We start from the raw sequence: 17263 nt of genomic DNA, 5'->3' as shown, positions 1-17263 counted from the left end.
ATGGCGCATTGCGACGCCCGGTGGAGCAGGAGCCTTCCACCCCATCAGGATTGTCCCGGGTTGGGAAAATTCAGGGCTTCGGAATTGCTGCACCTTGCCTGAATGACTGCATTTCCACTTGCAATGCAGCGGGTGATTTTCGGCAGTGCGGCGGGTAGGCGCGCTGCGAGCGGGCGCATTGAGAATTCAGCACTTCCGCGCTGGGCGCTCTGACTGAATTCGCCGCGCAAGCGACGGACGGCTGCTCTGTTGAAATCGCATGAGCAAAGAGCGTTCCGATATTTGAGGTCTGCACGCTCTTTGCCCATGCTATCGTTGCGGTCAGATGGAGACCGAAGCAACACGGTAGATATTTTCAGCCAGATGAAGAGAGGCTCCTAATATTCTTCTGGCCTCAAATACCCCGGAGCGCGAGGCAGAGCCTCGCTTCAGGCCTTCCAGTCAAAGAACCCCTTACCGGCTTTCTCCAATAGCTTTGCCGCCATTTCCCGGCCCAATTCCGCACCGTCTTCCACCGGGCAGGTCTGATCATCGTTGATCGCTTCGGAACCATCCGGGCGCAGCACTTCGCCGCGCAGGCGCAGGGTGGGGCCGTCGAGTTCGGCAAGGCCTGCAATCGGAGTCTCGCAGGAGCCGTCAAGCGCCGCCAGAAAGGCGCGTTCGGCGGCCAGGCGCTGGCCGGTATCACCGTCATGAATTGCTGAGAGCATCTCGGCGGCGCGGCTGTCATCCGCGCGCCGTTCAATGCCGATGGCGCCTTGTGCTACTGCGGGCAGCATGTCGTTTGTTTCGATCGCTGTGGCAGGCACATCCGCCATCGCCAGCCGGTTGAGGCCGGCCATCGCCAGGAAGGTGCATTCCGCGACACCCTCGGACAGTTTGCGCAGCCGGGTCTGCACGTTGCCGCGGAACTCTACCACGTTCAGATCGGGACGGCGGTTCAAGAGCTGCGCGCGGCGGCGCAAGGATGACGTGCCGACCACCGCGCCCTTTGGCAGATCAGAAATCGATTTGAGAGACGGGGAAATGAACGCATCGCGCACATCCTCGCGCGGCAGATAGGTGTCCAGCGCCAGCCCCTCCGGCTGCAGCACCGGCATGTCCTTCATCGAATGCACCGCAATGTCGATGGCACCGGACAGAAGATCCTCTTCGATCTCCTTGGTGAACAGCCCCTTGCCGCCCAGCTCTTTCAGCGGCTTGTCCGCTGCGATCAGCGCCTGATTGTCGCCGGTGGTCTTGATCACCACCACCTCGAACGCCTCTTGCGGCAGATCGAAGGCGGCGGCCAGGCGGGCGCGGGTCTCATAGGCCTGGGCCAGCGCCAGCGGCGATCCGCGGGTGCCGATTTTCAGGGGCGAAGCGGGGGTGGGCAGGGTCAGTGTCATAAGAAGAAGCCTTAAATCAGTTTGCGCCCCGGAGGAAACCGGTTTTTGCCTTTCTCACATGCCTGGGGAGGCGGCTTTGACATAGGACAAGGCGCTTGAGGGCATGGCGCGCCAGATCGCCCCTGCTCTTGACATTCCGCCCCGCAGGCGTGACCTCAGAGGGCGATCTATACGGGCGATTGATAGCGAGGATGACCATGGGTGGACAAAAGAAGCTGCTGCGCGCATTGGCGGGTGAGAAACAGGATGTGCCGCCGATCTGGATGATGCGCCAGGCGGGCCGCTATCTGCCGGAATACCGCGCGACGCGGGCTGAGGCCGGGGATTTCCTGTCGCTTTGCTACAATCCTGAACTGGCCGCCGAAGTGACCCTGCAGCCGATCCGCCGCTATGGCTTTGACGCCGCAATCCTGTTTGCCGATATTCTGCTGATCCCGCAGGCGCTGGGGGCGGATTTGTGGTTCGTGACCGGCGAAGGCCCGCGGCTGTCGACCATCACCACCGAGAACGACTTTGCAAAACTGGGTCCGGCATCGGATATCCACGAGACGCTCAACCCGATCTATGAGACCGTCCGCATTCTGTCGCGTGAACTGCCGTCCGAGACAACGCTGATAGGGTTCGCAGGCGCACCTTGGACCGTTGCGACCTATATGATCGCGGGCCGCGGAACGCCGGATCAGGGACCTGCCCACGCCCTGCGCGAGGAAAACACTGCCCTGTTCGAGGCGCTGCTGGCGCGGATCACCGAAGCCACCATTGACTATCTGTCCAAGCAGATCGAGGCCGGCGCCGAAGTGGTCAAGATCTTTGACAGCTGGGCCGGCTCGCTGAAGGGCGAGGCGTTCCAGAAATATGCGCTGGAGCCCTGCCGCCAGATCACCGCAGCGCTGAAGAAACGCCACCCGGGCATTCCCGTCATCGGTTTCCCGCGCGAAGCGGGTGAGAAATACGTGGGCTTTGCCAAGGCAACTGGTGTGGACTGTGTGGCGCTGGACAATTCCGTTGATCCGGCCTGGGCTGCGGCCCATGTGCAGGCAGACGGCTGCGTGCAGGGCAATCTGGCGTCCCGCCACATGGTGACCGGCGGGCAGGACCTGGTGGATGAAACCCGCCGCATTGTTGATGCCTTCAGGAACGGCCCGCATATTTTCAACCTGGGCCATGGCATCACGCCGGATGCGGACCCGGACAATGTGCAGCTGATGATCGACACGGTCCGCGGCGGCTGAGCGGTTCAGCAGCGGCCCGGCCTTGTGCCGGGCGGCGGTTTCGGGCATCAGCGCAGCAGCACGCGCCGCGAATAAGGACATAACGGTGGATTACGGTAAATCTGGAGCACCCAAAATGGGCAAGAATAAACCTCGTCACGCCGAACATAATGCCAAGGGGACCAAGAAGAACCCCTTTGGCAAGCAGTCGGACAAGACCGAGCTGCTGAAGCGTATGAAAGCGGCAGCCGAAAAACCCAAGAAAGAAGACTGAGCCTATTTCAGGCCCAATTCCGCCAGGATCTCGCCCGTATGCTGTCCGCGTGCGGGGATTTCCGGCGGGGTCCATTCCGGTTGATCTGAAAACCGCGGGGCAGGAGCAGCCTGCAGCACACCTTGCGCTTCAGCCCATGTGCCTCGGCTGTTCATCGGGTGCGCCAGGGCTTCTTCGGGGTTCAGCACCGGTGCCACGCAGGCGTCGGTGCCTTGAAAAAGCGCCGCCCAGTGGTCACGCGCCTGGCTGGCGAAAATCCCGGCGAGGCGGCCTGTGAGCGCGGGCCATAAGGACTTGTCGAACTGCTGCTGAAATGCTGCGTCCCCGGACAGGTCCATTTTCTCCAGAAACAGCGCATAGAACTTCGGCTCCAGGCATTGCACCGAGACATAGCCGCCGCAGGCGCAGGCATAGGTGCGGCTCCAATGCGGCCCGTCGAGCAGGTTTGCGCCGCGTTGCACACCGAAATTGCCGGCCTGCCGGATGCTCATCAAGAGGTTCATCATATGGGCCGAGCCGTCATAGATTGCAGCGTCCACCACACAGCCGCCGCCGGTTGTTTTGGCCCTGAGGATGCCTGCCAGCATCCCGGCCACCAGATACATCGCGCCACCGCCGATATCGCCGACCAGCGTGGCGGGTGTTTGCGGCACATCGCCGGGGCATGAGGCATACCAAAGCGCGCCGGACAGCGAGATGTAGTTCAGATCATGCCCCGCGGCATGGGCCAGCGGGCTGTCCTGCCCCCAGCCGGTCATGCGGCCATAGACCAGTGCGGGATTGACCGTACGGCAGGTTTCCGGGCCAAGGCCCAGCCGTTCCATCACGCCGGGGCGGAAACCCTCGATCAACCCGTCGGCGGTGGCGGCCAGAGCCAGAAAGGTATCGGCATCAGCTGGCTCTTTCAGATCCAGCCCGATTGATCGTTTGCCCCGGTCTAGCAGGGAGCGTTCCGGCATTCCGGGGGTGACGGCGCCGCCCTTGCGGTTGACGCAGATCACCTCGGCCCCGAGGTCGGCCAGTGTCATTGCGGCAAAGGGGCCGGGGCCCAGGCCTTCGACCTCGAGAATACGGATCCCTTGCAGCATTTCGGTCCCTTTCGTGATGCCCGGCTGGATCAGTCTGCGGCGGCTCAGCTGCCTTGGGCAAGCTGCTGGCGGAACTTCCGTGGCGGCAGTCCGGTGCCCTTGGCAAAGATCCGGCTGAAATGGGCAGGATCGGTAAAGCCCAGTTCATAGGCGATCTGCGCCGCGGTCAGGTTGGTGTAGATCAGCAGCCTCCGCGCCTCGCGCAGGACACGGGCGCGGACCAAGGCCGAGGCCGGCTGGCCGGTGGCCTGATGGGCGATGCGGTTGAGGTGGGTTGCAGAGACAGCCAGCGCGCAAGCGTAGTCCGCCAGCGGTCGCCGCAGGCGGAAGTCGCGCTCTACCAGCGCCTCGAACCGGGCAAACAGCGGGCTGGCCCGGGCCTGCGGATCTTCTCCCTGGGCGGCGGCGATGGCGCGGGCGGCCAGCGCGGTAACCGACAACGCTAGTCCGCGCAGCATCTGCGCGCGGCCAAAATCCTTGTTGCCGTATTCCCGGAACAGGCGCGCAGCCAGGCTTTGCAGCCCTTCGGGCAAGGGCAGGACGGCAGGCAGATCCAACGGCGCGCGCATCCCTTCGCCCGGTGCCAGGCTCTGGTCCAGCAAATCCGAAGCGAGCGTGATCACCCAGCCGCCGGTGCGGTTGCCAAAGCGGAAGCCATGCACCACGCCGCGGGGCACATTGATCAGGCAGGGCGGGGACAGGGTGTGGCTGTTTCCGTCAAGATCCGCCTCTCCTGCACCGCCGGTCAGCACCAGTATCTGGTGCAGCCGGGCATGGCGGTGCGGTCTCAGTTCCCAATCATGCAGTTCGGAACGCGCGCGGATGGTCTCCACATGCAGAATATCAGCGAGTTCCGCGGTCTCGCCAAACAGGTTGTAGGTGTCGATGGAGGTTTGCGTCTGCATGTATGAAATGTACAAGAACTGGCGCGTTGGGTCCATTCGCAAAGATGCAGGCGCAGCGCATAATTCACCCTGCAAGCACAAGCCGGAAAATCGGGGAACGCGCATGTCCACGCATAAGACGCAGGTTGTCATCATTGGCGGCGGGCCTTCGGGACTGCTGCTGTCGCAGCTGCTCCATCGCCAAGGAGTCAGTTCAATTGTTCTGGAGAAGCACAGCCGCGCGTATGTGCTGGGCCGGATCCGCGCCGGGGTGTTGGAACACGGCTTTGTCAATCTGATGCGCGAGGCTGGCTGCAGCGGGCGGATGGACCGCGAAGGGGAGATCCACGAGGGGTTTCATATTGCCCATCAGGGGCGGCTGGACCGGATCGGCCTGGCAAAACACACCGGCGGCGAGACGGTAATGGTTTACGGCCAGACCGAGGTTACCCGCGATCTGTATGAGGCACGCGACGCGATGGGTGGTGAGGTTTTGCACGATGTGCGGAATGTGCAGCCGCATGCGCTGACGGATGCGCGCCCCTATGTGACTTGGGAGCAGGACGGCGCATCGCAACGGGCAGACTGCGACTTCATTGTTGGCGCCGACGGCTTTCACGGGGTCAGCCGCAAATCTATTCCGGCGGAGGTGCTGAAGGAATACGAAAAGGTCTACCCCTTCGGCTGGCTAGGGGTTCTGTCGGAAACGCCGCCGGTTGCGCAGGAGTTGATCTATGCACGCCATGAACGCGGCTTCGCTCTCTGCTCGCTGCGCAGCCGGGTGCTGAGCCGTTACTACATCCAGGTGCCGTTAACGGACCGGGCCGAAGATTGGAGCGATGCGGACTTCTGGGCAGAGCTGAAGCGCCGGCTGCCGGAACAGGTGGCAGGGCAATTGGAAACCGGCCCGTCAATCGAGAAATCCATCGCGCCATTGCGCAGTTTCGTGGCGGAGCCGATGCGGTACGGCAATCTGTTCCTGGCGGGCGACGCCGCCCATATTGTGCCGCCGACCGGTGCCAAGGGGCTGAATTCGGCGGCCTCGGACATTTACTACCTCTATCATGGCTTCCTGGACCACTACCTGCGGGGCGACAGTGCAGGACTGGACCGCTATTCCGAAAAAGCACTGGCGCGGGTCTGGAAAGCGGAGCGGTTCAGCTGGTGGATGACCAACCTGCTGCATCGTTTTCCGGAAGGCACCGAGACCGATCTGCGGTTGCAGCGGGCGGATCTGGACTATCTGTTCTCTTCAGAGGCGGCGCGGGCCGCGCTGGCAGAGAATTACGTCGGGTTGCCGTATTAGGGGGGCTTCCCGCAGGAGCAAGACTATGCGCCGGCTATGAAGCGGCAGGCTCCCGCGCCTTTGCCATGCATCCTGGATGCAAGGCAAAGCCTTGGGCCCGGCGCCGCGCTGGTGCGCGGCGCCGGGCCCGTGTGCGGCAAGCCATTCTGGTAGATATTCAAACCTGGCCTGACTGTCTGACAAGCACGGATGCCGTTGCCGCTATTGCGCTACCGCGGCGTGCGCAGCACGCTGCCCGGCCCAACGCTGCCCAAGGTCCGGCGTCAGCCGGCCGCCAGGGCGGGGGCGGGAGCGCCCCAGGCAACAGTCAGTCTTTGGCTGGCAGGGCGCGGGTTTTCAGCCAGATCCAGCAGCGCGGCGCCGAAATCCGCAAAGGAGATCTGCGACACACCCGCTGCGTCTGTCAGCATCGTATCAGTGCCGAGCTGGTATTGGCCGGTCAGCGGGCCCTCTGTCAGCAGCGCGGGCGGACGCAGGCAAGTCCATTCCACCCCGGTTTCCAGCTCCAGCATGGCGTCTTGCGCCGCGCAGGCTTCGGCAATCAGGCGGGAGGCCTCCGGCAGAAAACCCGGTGCGCTCAGCACTGTGTGGCCGCTGCCATCCGCCAGCTTCAGCAAGGCCGCGCCGCCTGTTACCAGGGCCGGAACGCCGGCGTGGCGCGCGGCCTGCACCGCGGTGCGGGTCAGCGGGATCAGGTCCTCTTCACGTCCGGCAGGCGGGCGCAGGGCGCTGATGACCAGATCATGGCCTGCTGCCGCGTTGACCGCGGCCTGCGGATCCGTCAGCAGATCCAGCGGCCGCGGAGTAACCAAGGGGCTGATTGCGGCAAGGGCTGAAGGCGTGCGCGACACGGCCGTTACCTGATGGCCGCGCTGTGCTGCGGCCTTTACGGCTGCACTGCCCACATCGCCGGTGGCGCCGAAAATGATGATCTTCATTGTATGCTCCTTGATTTATCTTTACGTCGAGATATAGCGGATAAATCTCGACGTAAAGATAAAATTGCAAAGGTTGACGCTGCGGCAGTTGCACCGCTCTACTGATCTGACCTGAGCGGTGCAGATCAGGGGCACGGGCCAATGCCGGCTTGGCAGGGGGCTGCGGTGCGGCTAGGTCTGAGAGGAACCGGAAACATACGCCAGGGAGGCCAAGCCCATGCAGATGAGTGACCAGAAGGAGATCGCCGCCGATCCCGCAACCGTCTATTCGGCGCTGCTGACGCCGGAGGTGCTGAAGGCATGTGTGCCCGGCGCGCAAGAGGTCACCGGCACGCCGCAAGAGGGGTTCGAAGCCACTGTCACGCAAAAAGTCGGCCCGGTCAAAGCCACCTTCAAAGGCCAGGTCAGCCTGTCGGATCTGGTAGAGAATGAAACGCTGACCATTTCCGGTGAAGGCAAAGGCGGCGCGGCCGGCTTTGCCAAAGGCGGGGCGGTTGTGACGCTGGCGCCTTCGGACACAGGCACGCTGTTGTCTTATGAGGTAGAGGCCAAGGTCGGCGGCAAGCTGGCTCAGCTTGGCAGCCGCATTATCGACGGTTTTGCCAAAAAGATGGCGGATCAGTTTTTTGCCAATCTGCAGGCGCATCTGGCGCCGCAAGAGGGTACTGAAGACGGCGAAGAGACCCAGGAAGAGGGCGAAAAGAAAGGCTGGTTCAGCAAGGTGACGGGCCGCGGCTGATCCCCTTATCAGCTCTGCGCAGGCGCACAGGCGCGTCTGCAAGGCGGGGGCTGGCAGTGTCGGCAGGCCGCCGTTAGGGTGGCCGGGATTTGAGAACATGCCGGAGGCACCATGGCGTCCATTCTGTCGATCCGCGACCTGCGTAAAGTTTACGACGGCGGGTTCGAGGCGCTGAAAGGCGTCTCGCTTGATATTGAAGAAGGTGAGATTCTGGCTCTGCTCGGCCCCAATGGTGCGGGCAAGACGACCCTGATTTCTACCATTTGCGGCATCACCACCGCGACATCTGGCAGCGTCAGCGTTGGAGGTTTCGACAATGTGGCCGAATTCCGCGCTGCGCGCTCGCTGATCGGGCTGGTGCCGCAGGAAATCACCCTGGAGCCTTTTGCCAAGGTGCATGACACGGTCAGTTTTTCGCGCGGCCTGTTCGGCAAGCCTGCCGATCCGGTGCGGATCGAGGATATTCTGCGCAAGCTGTCGCTATGGGAAAAACGGGATGCCAAGGTCATGGAGCTGTCCGGCGGCATGAAGCGCCGGGTGCTGATTGCCAAAGCGCTGGCGCATGATCCGCGCATTCTGTTCCTGGATGAGCCGACGGCGGGCGTGGATGTGGAACTGCGCAAGGACATGTGGGCGATCGTGGATGAGCTGAAGGCCGGCGGCGTCACCATCATCCTGACGACACATTACATTGAGGAAGCCGAGGCGATTGCCGACCGGGTCGGTGTGATCACCGGTGGCGAGCTGCTGCTGGTCGAGGCGAAGGAACAGCTGATGGCCCGGATGGGGCAGAAACAGCTGGAGGTGCAGCTGACCACGCCGGTTGACACCATTCCGGAAGCGCTGGCGCAGCATGAATTGCAGCTGGTGAACGGCGGCGGTGCGCTGCTCTATACCTATGACACAAGGGCGGAACGGACCGGCATCACCACGCTGCTGAATGACGTGGCGCAGGCCGGGCTGGTGCTGGCGGATGTGCAAACACGGGAATCCAGCCTGGAAGATATTTTTGTCGGGCTTGTTTCGGGGGATGGGGCTTCGTCCGGCGACGTTCAGGGGACGCAGCATGAACTGGACAGCGGTCGCAACCATCTACAAAGCGGAAATGGCGCGGTTCTGGCGCACTTTTCTGCAAAGTTTCATCTCGCCGGTGTTGTCCACATCGCTTTACTTTGTGGTCTTCGGCAGCGCCATCGGCAGCCGGATCCAGGAGGTTGACGGGATCGACTACGGGGCCTTTATCGTGCCGGGGCTGATCATGCTGTCGGTAATCACCCAGAGCATCTCCAATGCGTCTTTCGGGATCTATTTCCCGAAATTCATCGGCAACATCTACGAAATCCTGTCGGCGCCGATCAATTTCCTGGAAGTGGTTGCGGGATTTGTCGGGGCGGCGGCAACCAAGTCGCTGTTTATCGGCGTGGTGATCCTGTGCACGGCGTCGTTGTTTGTGGATCTCTCCATCCAGCACCCGATTGCAATGGTGGCGTTTTTGGTGCTGACCTGCCTCAGCTTCTCGCTGATGGGGTTCATTATCGGCATCTGGGCCGGGAATTTTGAGCAGTTGCAGCTGGTGCCCCTGCTGGTGGTGACGCCGCTGGTGTTCCTGGGGGCTCTTTCTACTCAATCGCGATGCTGCCGCCGGTCTGGCAGACCATCACCCTGTTCAACCCGGTGGTCTATCTGGTATCGGGTTTCCGCTGGGCGTTCTTCGGCCAGGCGGATGTGCCGGTATTGCTGAGCCTCTGCGCAATCGGCGGCTTTACCCTGGCCTGTATGGGCGTCATCTGGTGGATCTTCAAAACAGGCTGGCGCATCCGGGCCTGATCCGGCGGCTGGATGCGGTGCGGGGGAGGCTCCCGCCCGCTGCGGGTGCCCGTGGGGCGCCCTCCCGGTTGGGCCCGGCACGCTGCGCGTGCCGGGTGTTGCGTCATTGACCGGTAGAGCACGCTGCGCCGCGCGGCAGCGCGGCGCCCGGCCCAACGGGAAGGCGGCTGCTGCAAGCAGCCGGCCTGACGGGCGGGAGCCTCCTGGGTTATTTGCCGGCTGCAAACCAGCGTTGCATTTATGCCCGCGGCTGTGCGGATTTTGCAATTCACGCCAATTCCCCGGGACGCGCACCTTGTTTCACCCCGGGCGGCTCTCTACATCGGCGCCATGAGATTTCGCCTGCCTTTCCTGAAAAGACAGCCCCTGGTGGCAGTGGTGCGCCTGAATGGCGCCATTGGAATGCCCGGCCGCGGCTCGCTCAGCGATGCGGCCCTGGCACCGGTGCTGGAACGTGCCTTCCGCAAGGGTAAACCTGCCGCGGTGGCGCTGGAAATCAACTCGCCCGGCGGCTCGCCGGTGCAAAGCTCGCTGATCGGCGCCCGCATCCGCCGCCTGGCAGTAGAACTGAACATCCCGGTCTACGCCTTTGTCGAGGATGTTGCGGCCTCGGGCGGCTATTGGCTGGCCGCTGCCGCGGATGAAATCTGGGCTGACGCCAGCTCGGTGCTGGGTTCGGTCGGGGTGATCTCCGCCGGCTTTGGCGCCCATGTGCTGCTGGCCCGCCAGGGCGTGGAGCGCCGGGTCTATACAGCCGGGGAGAGCAAATCCATGCTGGATCCGTTCCGCCCGGAAGATCCCGAGGATGTGCAGCGTCTGAAGGTGATCCTGAACGACATCCACGCCAATTTCATCGACCATGTCACAGACCGCCGCGGCGCCAAGCTGCACAGCGAGGAAAACCTGTTCACCGGCGAGATCTGGCTGGCCCGCAGGGCCTTGGACCTGGGGCTGATCGACGGCATCGGCCACCTGAAACCCAAAATGCAGGAGCGTTTCGGCGACAAGGTCCGCTTCCGCCGCTACGGGCTCAAGAAGCCGCTGCTCAGCCGCTTGGGCATGCAGGTCGCACAGGATGCGCTGGCCGGGATCGAGGAGCGGGCGGAATACGCGCGTTTCGGCCTCTGACGTGCTGTTCAAGATTGTTGCACTTTTTCTGGTGGTGATGGCGGTGCTTGCCATGTTCGGCAAGTTGCGCTTCCCGGGCCAGAAACAGATCAATTCCAGGCGTTGCCCCTCCTGCGGCCGCTTCCGGATCGGCAAAGGCCCCTGTGCCTGCAAAAAAGGAGATCGTGGCAAATGATGCCATGGCTGTATTCGGCTTTGGGCCTGGTGATCCTGCTGCTGGCAGGCGATGCGCTGGTGCGCGGGGCGGTGAACCTCAGCCTGCGGCTGGGGTGCCTGCGCTGATTGTCAGCCTGACGATCGTGGCCTTTGGCACCTCGGCGCCGGAATTGCTGATTGCCATCAGTGCGGTGCATGAGGGCGCCGATGGAATTGCGATGGGCAATGTGGTCGGCTCCAACACTGCCAACATTTTGCTGGTTCTTGGCATTCCCGCGCTGATGCGGGCCTTGCACACCAGCGAATGCAACACCCGCAAAAACTATGTCTTCATGCTGGCCGCATCGGTCCTGTTCATCGGTCTTGCCTTTTGCGGCACTTTCACGGTCTGGTCCGGCCTGATCCTGCTGGCAGCGCTGTCCGGGGTGCTGGGCGTGGCGTTTCACGAAGCCCGCAATCACCGGCGCAATGGCAACAACTGCGCCGCAGACGCCGGCCTGGAAGAGATCGAGGAAGCGGATCCGGACATGCCCTATTGGCGCGTCTGCATCTACCTGCTGCTGGGCCTGATCGGCCTGCCGCTGGGTGCCGATCTGCTGGTCGACAATGCCACCATCATTGCCCGCACCTACGGGATCAGCGAAACCGTGATCGGCCTGAGCCTGGTGGCGGTGGGCACTTCGCTGCCTGAGCTGGCGACCACTGTCATGGCAGCAATGCGCCGCCAGGCCGATGTGGCGCTGGGCAATGTGATCGGGTCCAACATGTTCAACCTGCTGGCCATCATTGGCATCGCCACCTTCATCGGCCCGATCAGTGTGGACCCGGAATTCCTGCGGTTCGATCTTTGGGTGATGCTGGCGGCCTCGCTGCTGCTGATCCCGTTTGTCTTCCTGAAACAGGACATCACCCGCATCTGGGGTGTCATTCTTACGGCGCTCTATCTGGCCTATATGGCCGTGCTGTTCTAACTCTGTCACTGCAGCGGCAGCAGGGAGGCGCAGATGCGGGCATTGGTGACCGGAGCGGGCAGGCGGCTGGGCCGGGCGATGGCGCTGGACCTGGCCGCGCGCGGGTATGACGTTGCCGTCCATTTTGCGTCCTCGGCGCAGGAGGCTGCGGATACAGCGCAGCAGATCCGCGCCCTGGGGCGGGATGCGGCGGTGCTGCAGGCGGATCTTTTGGACGAAGGACAAACGCAGGCCTTACTGCCCCGCGCGGCTGAGGCCCTTGGCGGGCCGGTCACTTGCCTGGTCAACAATGCCTCGGTTTTTGAGCATGACACGCTGCCCACCGCCACGCGGAACAGCTGGGACCGGCATTTGGACAGCAACCTGCGGGCGCCCTTCGTGCTGCTGCAGGCAATGGCCGCGCAGCAGGTGCCGCTGGTGCGGGATGCAGGCGGCGAGCCGCGTGCCTGGGGGCTGGCGGTCAACATGATCGACCAAAGAGTGCGCAAACTGACACCTGAATTCATGAGTTACACGCTGGCGAAGTCTGCGCTGTGGACACTGACACAGACAGCCGCGCAGGCCCTGGCGCCGCAGATCCGGGTCAATGCCATCGGACCGGGGCCAACCTTGCAGGGGCCGCGGCAAAGCCAGCAGCAGTTTGCCCGCCAGCGCGCAGCCACAATCCTGCAGCGGGGCGCGGATGCCGAAGACGTCACCGCGGCCCTGTCCTATTTGCTGCAGGCCAAGGCGGTCACCGGGCAGATGATCTGCACCGACGGCGGCCAGCATCTGGGCTGGCTAACCCCGGACAGCGACGGGCTGGAGTGACGCAAACAGGGACCAAAATGTCCCTTTCCCCGAAAGTTTTGCACCGGTTCACCTGCCGTCACGGAAGCGTTACAAAAACGCCTTTGTTTTCAAAACCTTGACAGGGGCTGCGGAAAGTTTCTAATAAAAACAAAGCCTTATCAAGTTGCCTAATTTTTAATCATTCGCCCAAAATCACCAAATAATAAGGGAAAAGGCGGGATAGCCCAAAGATATCTCCGTAGTTATCCACAGCTTCGGTGGATTTCCCTGCTCTTGATCCGGGCAGGCAAACATTGCAGCCAGGGGCGGGGAATCATATGTCTGGACGCATGACTGACCAGCCCGCCGCCCCCCCGTGGATTCGCCCGCCGAAAAGCCAAGAACCGGCTATGCCGTGATCCAGGATTACCTCAGAACACTGGATGCATCGCCCGGGGTTTACCGGATGCTGGATGCCGACAGCCGGGTGCTTTACGTGGGCAAAGCGCGCAACCTCAAGGCGCGGGTGTCGAACTACAGCCGCCCCGGCAACAGCCCGCGGATCGAGCGGATGATTGCGCTTACAACCTCGATGATGTTTCTGACCACGCGGACGGAAACCGAGGCGCTGCTGCTGGAGCAGAACCTGATCAAGCAGCTGAAGCCCAAGTACAACGTCCTGCTGCGCGATGATAAAAGCTTCCCCAATATTCTGGTCGCCAAGGATCACGGGTTTCCGCAGATCAAAAAACACCGCGGGGCGCGCAAGCAGAAGGGCAGTTATTTCGGCCCCTTTGCCAGCGCGGGCGCAGTAAACCGGACCTTGAACCAGTTGCAAAAGGCGTTCCTGCTGCGCAACTGCTCGGATTCGATGTTCGAAGCCCGCACGCGCCCCTGCCTGCAGTATCAGATCAAGCGTTGCTCGGCGCCCTGCACCGGGCTGATTTCCGAGGCGGGGTATGCCGAAAGCGTGCGCGACGCTGAACGGTTCCTGTCGGGCCGTTCGACCAAGATTCAGGAGGAGCTGGCAGAACAGATGATGGCGGCCTCCGAGGCAATGGAGTTTGAGCGCGCCGCGGCGCTGCGCGACCGGATCAAGGCGCTGACCCAGGTGCAGTCCAGCCAGGGCATCAACCCGCGCGGCGTCGCCGAAGCGGATGTGATCGGCCTGCATATGGATGGCGGCCAGGCCTGTGTGCAGGTGTTTTTCATCCGGGCCAACCAGAACTGGGGCAATCAGGACTTCTACCCGCGGGTCGATGCCGACAACAGCCCGGCCGAGGTTATGGAGGCCTTCCTGGGCCAGTTCTACGGCAACAAGGAACCGCCGCGGCAGCTGATCCTGTCGGATGCGATTGAAAACGCCGACTTGATGGAGGCGGCGTTGGGTGGGAAGGCTGAGCGCAAGGTCGAGCTGCTGGTGCCTCAGCGCGGCGAAAAGACCGAACTGGTGGCCTTTGCCCTGCGCAATGCCCGTGAAAGCCTGGCCCGCCGCATGGCCGAAAGCGCCACCCAGACCAAGCTGCTGCGCGGGCTGGCCGAGGCGTTCGGGCTGGACGGCCCGCCGCAGCGGATCGAGGTCTATGACAACTCCCACATCCAGGGCACCAATGCGGTGGGGGCATGATCGTTATGGGGCCGGAAGGTTTCATGAAAAACGCCTATCGAAAGTTCAACATCAAGGGCGATGACCTGGTGCCGGGCGATGACTTCGGCATGATGAAGGAAGTTCTGAACCGCCGTTTCTCGCGCTTGCTGAAAGAGGACCCGGACCGGGACAAGGGCCTGTGGCCGGATCTGCTGCTGATCGATGGCGGCGCGGGGCAGGTTTCCGCGGTGGCCGAGATCATGGCGGAACACGGCGTGCAGGACATCCCGATGGTGGGGGTGGCCAAAGGCGTCGATCGCGACCACGGCAAGGAGGAATTCTACCGCACCGGTGAACGGGCCTTTGCCCTGCAGCGCAACGACCCGGTGCTGTATTTTGTCCAGCGGATGCGGGACGAGGCGCACAGGTTCGCAATCGGCACCCACCGCGCCAAACGGGCCAAAACGATGAGCGCGACACCGCTGGATGAGGTGCCGGGTGTCGGCGCCTCCCGCAAGCGCGCGCTGCTGGCGCATTTTGGCAGTGCCAAGGCGGTAAGCCGTGCCAATCTGGCCGACCTCAGGGCAGTGGACGGGATATCCGAGGCTCTGGCCGAACGGATCTACGACCACTTCCACGCGCAGGGGTAAGGGCGGATATTTGGGGGCCGGCCGGTTTCGTGCTAAATCTGCAGGGCAGCCTTTTTACTGCCCGGAGGAATTATGCCTGTATCCCTGACCATGAAATCCGTTGTCTACGACACCTATTCCGTGTCCGGCAAAACTCTGCCTGCCATTGCCAAGAGCATAAAAAGCAAAGGGCCGAAGGATCCGAACGACAACAAAAAGGTGGCGTTTTTGACCACCACTGAGCTGGAATGCCTGACCGCCAAAGGCAAATACGCCGCGGACGGCAAGCCCAAGATCGAAAAGAAAACGGGCTGGTTCGAGGTGAAGGCCAAAATCTCGGCGCTGAAGCTGGTCCTGCATTCGACTATTCGCTGCCCGAAACGGTCAGTCAGCGGGCTGCCGCCGCGGGCGCTGATTGAATGGTACCGGTTCTATGCGTGCTGTCTGGTTCATGAAGCGCAGCATGTGGATAAGGCCAAGAAGGAATGCGAGAAAATCGCCAAGGAGCTGAACAAGCTGAAGGGAACCGGGCTGGCAGATACCGAGGCGGAGGCGCTGAAACTGGCCAAGGAAGACCTGATGCGGGAGATCAACAATCATATCTTTATCGACCGGGACCGGTTGAACGAGGTGCACCGGAAGTTTGACCATTCCACCCATCACGGCGAAACCAAGGGCGCGCTGCTGGATACGTCCATAGGGTGAGCAGGGCATGGCCCGCGTGTGTCAAAGGGCAGGTGCCGCCGGCTGTTGCGGCCTATCCCGGCCCGGCCATCGCCGAATTTTGATCAAGCCCGCTTTCCTCTTGCGAAACAGCCGGATAATGTGCGCGGCATGAAGTGGACCCTGCCGAATATCCTCACCCTGATGCGGCTCGTCGCAGCGCCTGGCCTGGCCGTGATGTTTCTGTATTTCTCCCGTCCCTATGCGGACTGGTTTGCGCTGCTGCTGTTTGTCACGGCGGCGGTGACCGACTGGTTCGACGGCTACCTGGCACGGGCCTGGAAGCAGGAAACCAAGATAGGCGCGATGCTGGACCCGATTGCCGACAAGGCGATGGTGGTGATCGCGCTGATGATCCTGGTGGGATATGCTGCTGAACACTGGACCCCCTGGCTGGTGCTGCCGGCCACGGTGATCCTGTTCCGTGAGGTGTTTGTCTCGGGCTTGCGCGAATATCTGGGCGACACGGCCGGCACGCTGAAAGTGACCAGGCTGGCAAAGTGGAAGACCACTGCGCAGATGATCGCCATCGCTACGCTGTTTTCGCAAGGCATCTTCGAACATTATCTGGTGATGTCCTCATTCGGCATGGATGATCAGATCTACTCGCAGATCATCGCCGGCGAGTTGGAAGATCTGTTCGGGCTGCGCTGGAAAGAGGCCGGTGTGATCTGGACGGGGCGTCTGGGCTTGTGGCTGCTGTGGATTGCGGCAGCGCTCACCCTGATCACTGGCGCTGATTACTTGCGCAAGGCGATGCCGCATCTGAAGGAGGCTCATTGATGGATATTCTCTATTTCGCCTGGGTGCGTGAACGCATCGGCCTGCCGCGCGAGCGGGTGGAGACGTCGGCAGCCACCGTTGCGGATCTGGTTGAGGAGCTGCGCGCCCGTGAAGACCGCTATGCCGCTGCCTTTGCCGATCTCTCTGCCTTGCGCGTAGCCTTGGATCAGGAGCTGTCTGATTTCGATGCGCCGCTGACTGGCGTGCGCGAAGTTGCCTTTTTCCCGCCGATGACCGGGGGCTGACGCTATGCGGATCTCGGTTCAGGACGCACCGTTTGAACTGGGTGCCGAAAGCGACGCCTTTGCGGCCGGCGCCGAGGGCGCCGGCGCCGTGGTGACCTTTACCGGCGTGGTGCGCGATGCGGATCAGGGCGGGTTGCAGGCAATGGAGATCGAACATTATCCGGGCATGACCGAAAAGGCGCTGACGGCTATAGCGGAAGAGGCCGTGAAACGCTGGTCGCTGGCGGATGCACTGGTCATCCATCGCCATGGCCGCCTTGAACCTGGCGAGCGCATCATGATGGTCGCAACCGCCGCCCGTCACCGCAAGGATGCGTTTGAGGCGGCGGAATACCTGATGGACTATTTGAAGTCCCGCGCGCCGTTCTGGAAAAGGGAAATCCTGACCGGCGGCGGCTCGGACTGGGTGGCGGCCAAGGATGCCGACGAGGATGCGCTGAAACGCTGGTGATCCGCGAACCTGGACGGGGGCGGCTCCCGCCAGGTGTTTAATCATCAGGAGATGATTTCCGCCTCTTGGGCCCGGCACCGCGCCTTGCGCGGCGCAGCCCGGTTGCAAATGGCGGCAGGTCGCAGCGGCCGCATGCCCCGCGAATCCCGAACGGCTTCGCCTG

General features: G+C 62.5%; 14 protein-coding genes and 4 pseudogenes. 14 read left to right on the top strand and 4 right to left on the bottom strand.

Going from position 1 to position 17263, the window contains the following annotated elements:
- Positions 1-428: 428 nt before the first annotated feature.
- Entirely contained in the window at positions 429-1388 is a 960-nt protein-coding gene (gene hemC / locus ETW23_RS16570) for a hydroxymethylbilane synthase (protein ID WP_134830670.1), read from the bottom strand.
- A 197-nt stretch (positions 1389-1585) separates the two neighbouring features.
- Here hemC and hemE point away from each other — a divergent pair, with 197 nt between their 5' ends.
- Both hemE and ETW23_RS25225 read left to right on the top strand, forming a co-directional pair.
- Complete coding sequence (hemE, locus tag ETW23_RS16565; RefSeq protein WP_134831344.1) at positions 1586-2620, top strand: uroporphyrinogen decarboxylase; 1035 nt, start codon at positions 1586-1588, stop codon at positions 2618-2620.
- Between the two features lie 85 nt (positions 2621-2705).
- On the top strand, positions 2706-2873 hold the full coding sequence (locus ETW23_RS25225) for a hypothetical protein (RefSeq protein WP_167738137.1): 168 nt from the start codon (positions 2706-2708) through the stop codon (positions 2871-2873).
- A 2-nt stretch (positions 2874-2875) separates the two neighbouring features.
- On the opposite strand, the gene ETW23_RS16560 is transcribed toward ETW23_RS25225, so the two are convergent.
- Positions 2876-3961: a CaiB/BaiF CoA-transferase family protein gene (locus tag ETW23_RS16560; protein ID WP_134830669.1), complete on the bottom strand. Its 1086-nt coding sequence runs from the start codon at positions 3959-3961 to the stop codon at positions 2876-2878.
- Between the two features lie 44 nt (positions 3962-4005).
- Positions 4006-4866 carry a helix-turn-helix domain-containing protein gene (locus tag ETW23_RS16555; RefSeq protein WP_247676991.1) on the bottom strand — a complete coding sequence of 287 codons (861 nt, stop codon included), beginning with the start codon at positions 4864-4866 and terminating at the stop codon, positions 4006-4008.
- A gap of 103 nt (positions 4867-4969) precedes the next feature.
- On the opposite strand from ETW23_RS16555, the gene pobA reads away from it, so the two are divergent.
- On the top strand, positions 4970-6151 hold the full coding sequence (gene pobA, locus ETW23_RS16550; RefSeq protein ID WP_134830667.1) for a 4-hydroxybenzoate 3-monooxygenase: 1182 nt from the start codon (positions 4970-4972) through the stop codon (positions 6149-6151).
- Between the two features lie 263 nt (positions 6152-6414).
- Here the strand turns inward: pobA and ETW23_RS16545 are convergent, their stop codons facing one another.
- Positions 6415-7089 carry an NAD(P)-dependent oxidoreductase gene (locus tag ETW23_RS16545; RefSeq protein ID WP_134830666.1) on the bottom strand — a complete coding sequence of 225 codons (675 nt, stop codon included), beginning with the start codon at positions 7087-7089 and terminating at the stop codon, positions 6415-6417.
- A 217-nt stretch (positions 7090-7306) separates the two neighbouring features.
- Here ETW23_RS16545 and ETW23_RS16540 point away from each other — a divergent pair, with 217 nt between their 5' ends.
- From ETW23_RS16540 to ETW23_RS16490, 11 genes and pseudogenes are all read left to right on the top strand, one after another.
- On the top strand, positions 7307-7828 hold the full coding sequence (locus ETW23_RS16540) for a CoxG family protein (protein WP_129369795.1): 522 nt from the start codon (positions 7307-7309) through the stop codon (positions 7826-7828).
- 111 nt (positions 7829-7939) lie between these two features.
- A pseudogene (locus ETW23_RS16535) lies at positions 7940-8866 on the top strand (ABC transporter ATP-binding protein); the annotation flags it as partial.
- A 28-nt stretch (positions 8867-8894) separates the two neighbouring features.
- Positions 8895-9655 (top strand): annotated as a pseudogene (locus tag ETW23_RS16530) (ABC transporter permease).
- A 330-nt stretch (positions 9656-9985) separates the two neighbouring features.
- Positions 9986-10783, top strand: coding sequence for a S49 family peptidase (locus tag ETW23_RS16525; protein WP_134830665.1), 798 nt, complete (start codon positions 9986-9988; stop codon positions 10781-10783).
- A 171-nt stretch (positions 10784-10954) separates the two neighbouring features.
- Positions 10955-11910: pseudogene (locus ETW23_RS16520) on the top strand (calcium/sodium antiporter).
- A gap of 33 nt (positions 11911-11943) precedes the next feature.
- Positions 11944-12720, top strand: a complete 777-nt coding sequence (locus ETW23_RS16515) for an SDR family oxidoreductase (protein WP_129369800.1) — start codon at positions 11944-11946, stop codon at positions 12718-12720.
- Positions 12721-13057: 337 nt separating this feature from the next.
- Positions 13058-14919 (top strand): annotated as a pseudogene (gene uvrC, locus ETW23_RS16510) (excinuclease ABC subunit UvrC).
- Positions 14920-14991: 72 nt separating this feature from the next.
- Positions 14992-15603, top strand: a complete 612-nt coding sequence (locus tag ETW23_RS16505) for a DUF922 domain-containing protein (protein ID WP_134830664.1) — start codon at positions 14992-14994, stop codon at positions 15601-15603.
- Positions 15604-15732: 129 nt separating this feature from the next.
- A complete protein-coding gene (gene pgsA / locus ETW23_RS16500; RefSeq protein ID WP_134830663.1) occupies positions 15733-16404 on the top strand; it encodes a CDP-diacylglycerol--glycerol-3-phosphate 3-phosphatidyltransferase in 672 nt (223 codons plus the stop codon).
- Positions 16404-16649, top strand: a complete 246-nt coding sequence (gene moaD, locus ETW23_RS16495; protein WP_129369804.1) for a molybdopterin converting factor subunit 1 — start codon at positions 16404-16406, stop codon at positions 16647-16649. Before pgsA ends, moaD begins: the two co-directional genes overlap by 1 nt.
- 4 nt (positions 16650-16653) lie before the next feature.
- Entirely contained in the window at positions 16654-17100 is a 447-nt protein-coding gene (locus ETW23_RS16490) for a molybdenum cofactor biosynthesis protein MoaE (protein ID WP_134830662.1), read from the top strand.
- Positions 17101-17263 lie beyond the last annotated feature (163 nt).

Origin of the sequence: Leisingera sp. NJS201 (assembly GCF_004535885.1) — a bacterium.
GTDB lineage: Bacteria > Pseudomonadota > Alphaproteobacteria > Rhodobacterales > Rhodobacteraceae > Leisingera.
This window is presented reverse-complemented; position numbering and strand designations above follow the sequence as displayed.

Coding starts and splice junctions, on each gene's coding strand:
- pgsA (WP_134830663.1), top strand. CDS start 15,733: ATGAAGTGGACCCTGCCGAATATCCTCACCCTGATGCGGCTCGTCGCA.
- ETW23_RS16545 (WP_134830666.1), bottom strand. CDS start 7,089: ATGAAGATCATCATTTTCGGCGCCACCGGCGATGTGGGCAGTGCAGCC.
- pobA (WP_134830667.1), top strand. CDS start 4,970: ATGTCCACGCATAAGACGCAGGTTGTCATCATTGGCGGCGGGCCTTCG.
- ETW23_RS16525 (WP_134830665.1), top strand. CDS start 9,986: ATGAGATTTCGCCTGCCTTTCCTGAAAAGACAGCCCCTGGTGGCAGTG.
- ETW23_RS16490 (WP_134830662.1), top strand. CDS start 16,654: ATGCGGATCTCGGTTCAGGACGCACCGTTTGAACTGGGTGCCGAAAGC.
- moaD (WP_129369804.1), top strand. CDS start 16,404: ATGGATATTCTCTATTTCGCCTGGGTGCGTGAACGCATCGGCCTGCCG.
- ETW23_RS16540 (WP_129369795.1), top strand. CDS start 7,307: ATGCAGATGAGTGACCAGAAGGAGATCGCCGCCGATCCCGCAACCGTC.
- ETW23_RS16515 (WP_129369800.1), top strand. CDS start 11,944: ATGCGGGCATTGGTGACCGGAGCGGGCAGGCGGCTGGGCCGGGCGATG.
- hemE (WP_134831344.1), top strand. CDS start 1,586: ATGGGTGGACAAAAGAAGCTGCTGCGCGCATTGGCGGGTGAGAAACAG.
- ETW23_RS16560 (WP_134830669.1), bottom strand. CDS start 3,961: ATGCTGCAAGGGATCCGTATTCTCGAGGTCGAAGGCCTGGGCCCCGGC.
- hemC (WP_134830670.1), bottom strand. CDS start 1,388: ATGACACTGACCCTGCCCACCCCCGCTTCGCCCCTGAAAATCGGCACC.
- ETW23_RS16555 (WP_247676991.1), bottom strand. CDS start 4,866: ATGCAGACGCAAACCTCCATCGACACCTACAACCTGTTTGGCGAGACC.
- ETW23_RS16505 (WP_134830664.1), top strand. CDS start 14,992: ATGCCTGTATCCCTGACCATGAAATCCGTTGTCTACGACACCTATTCC.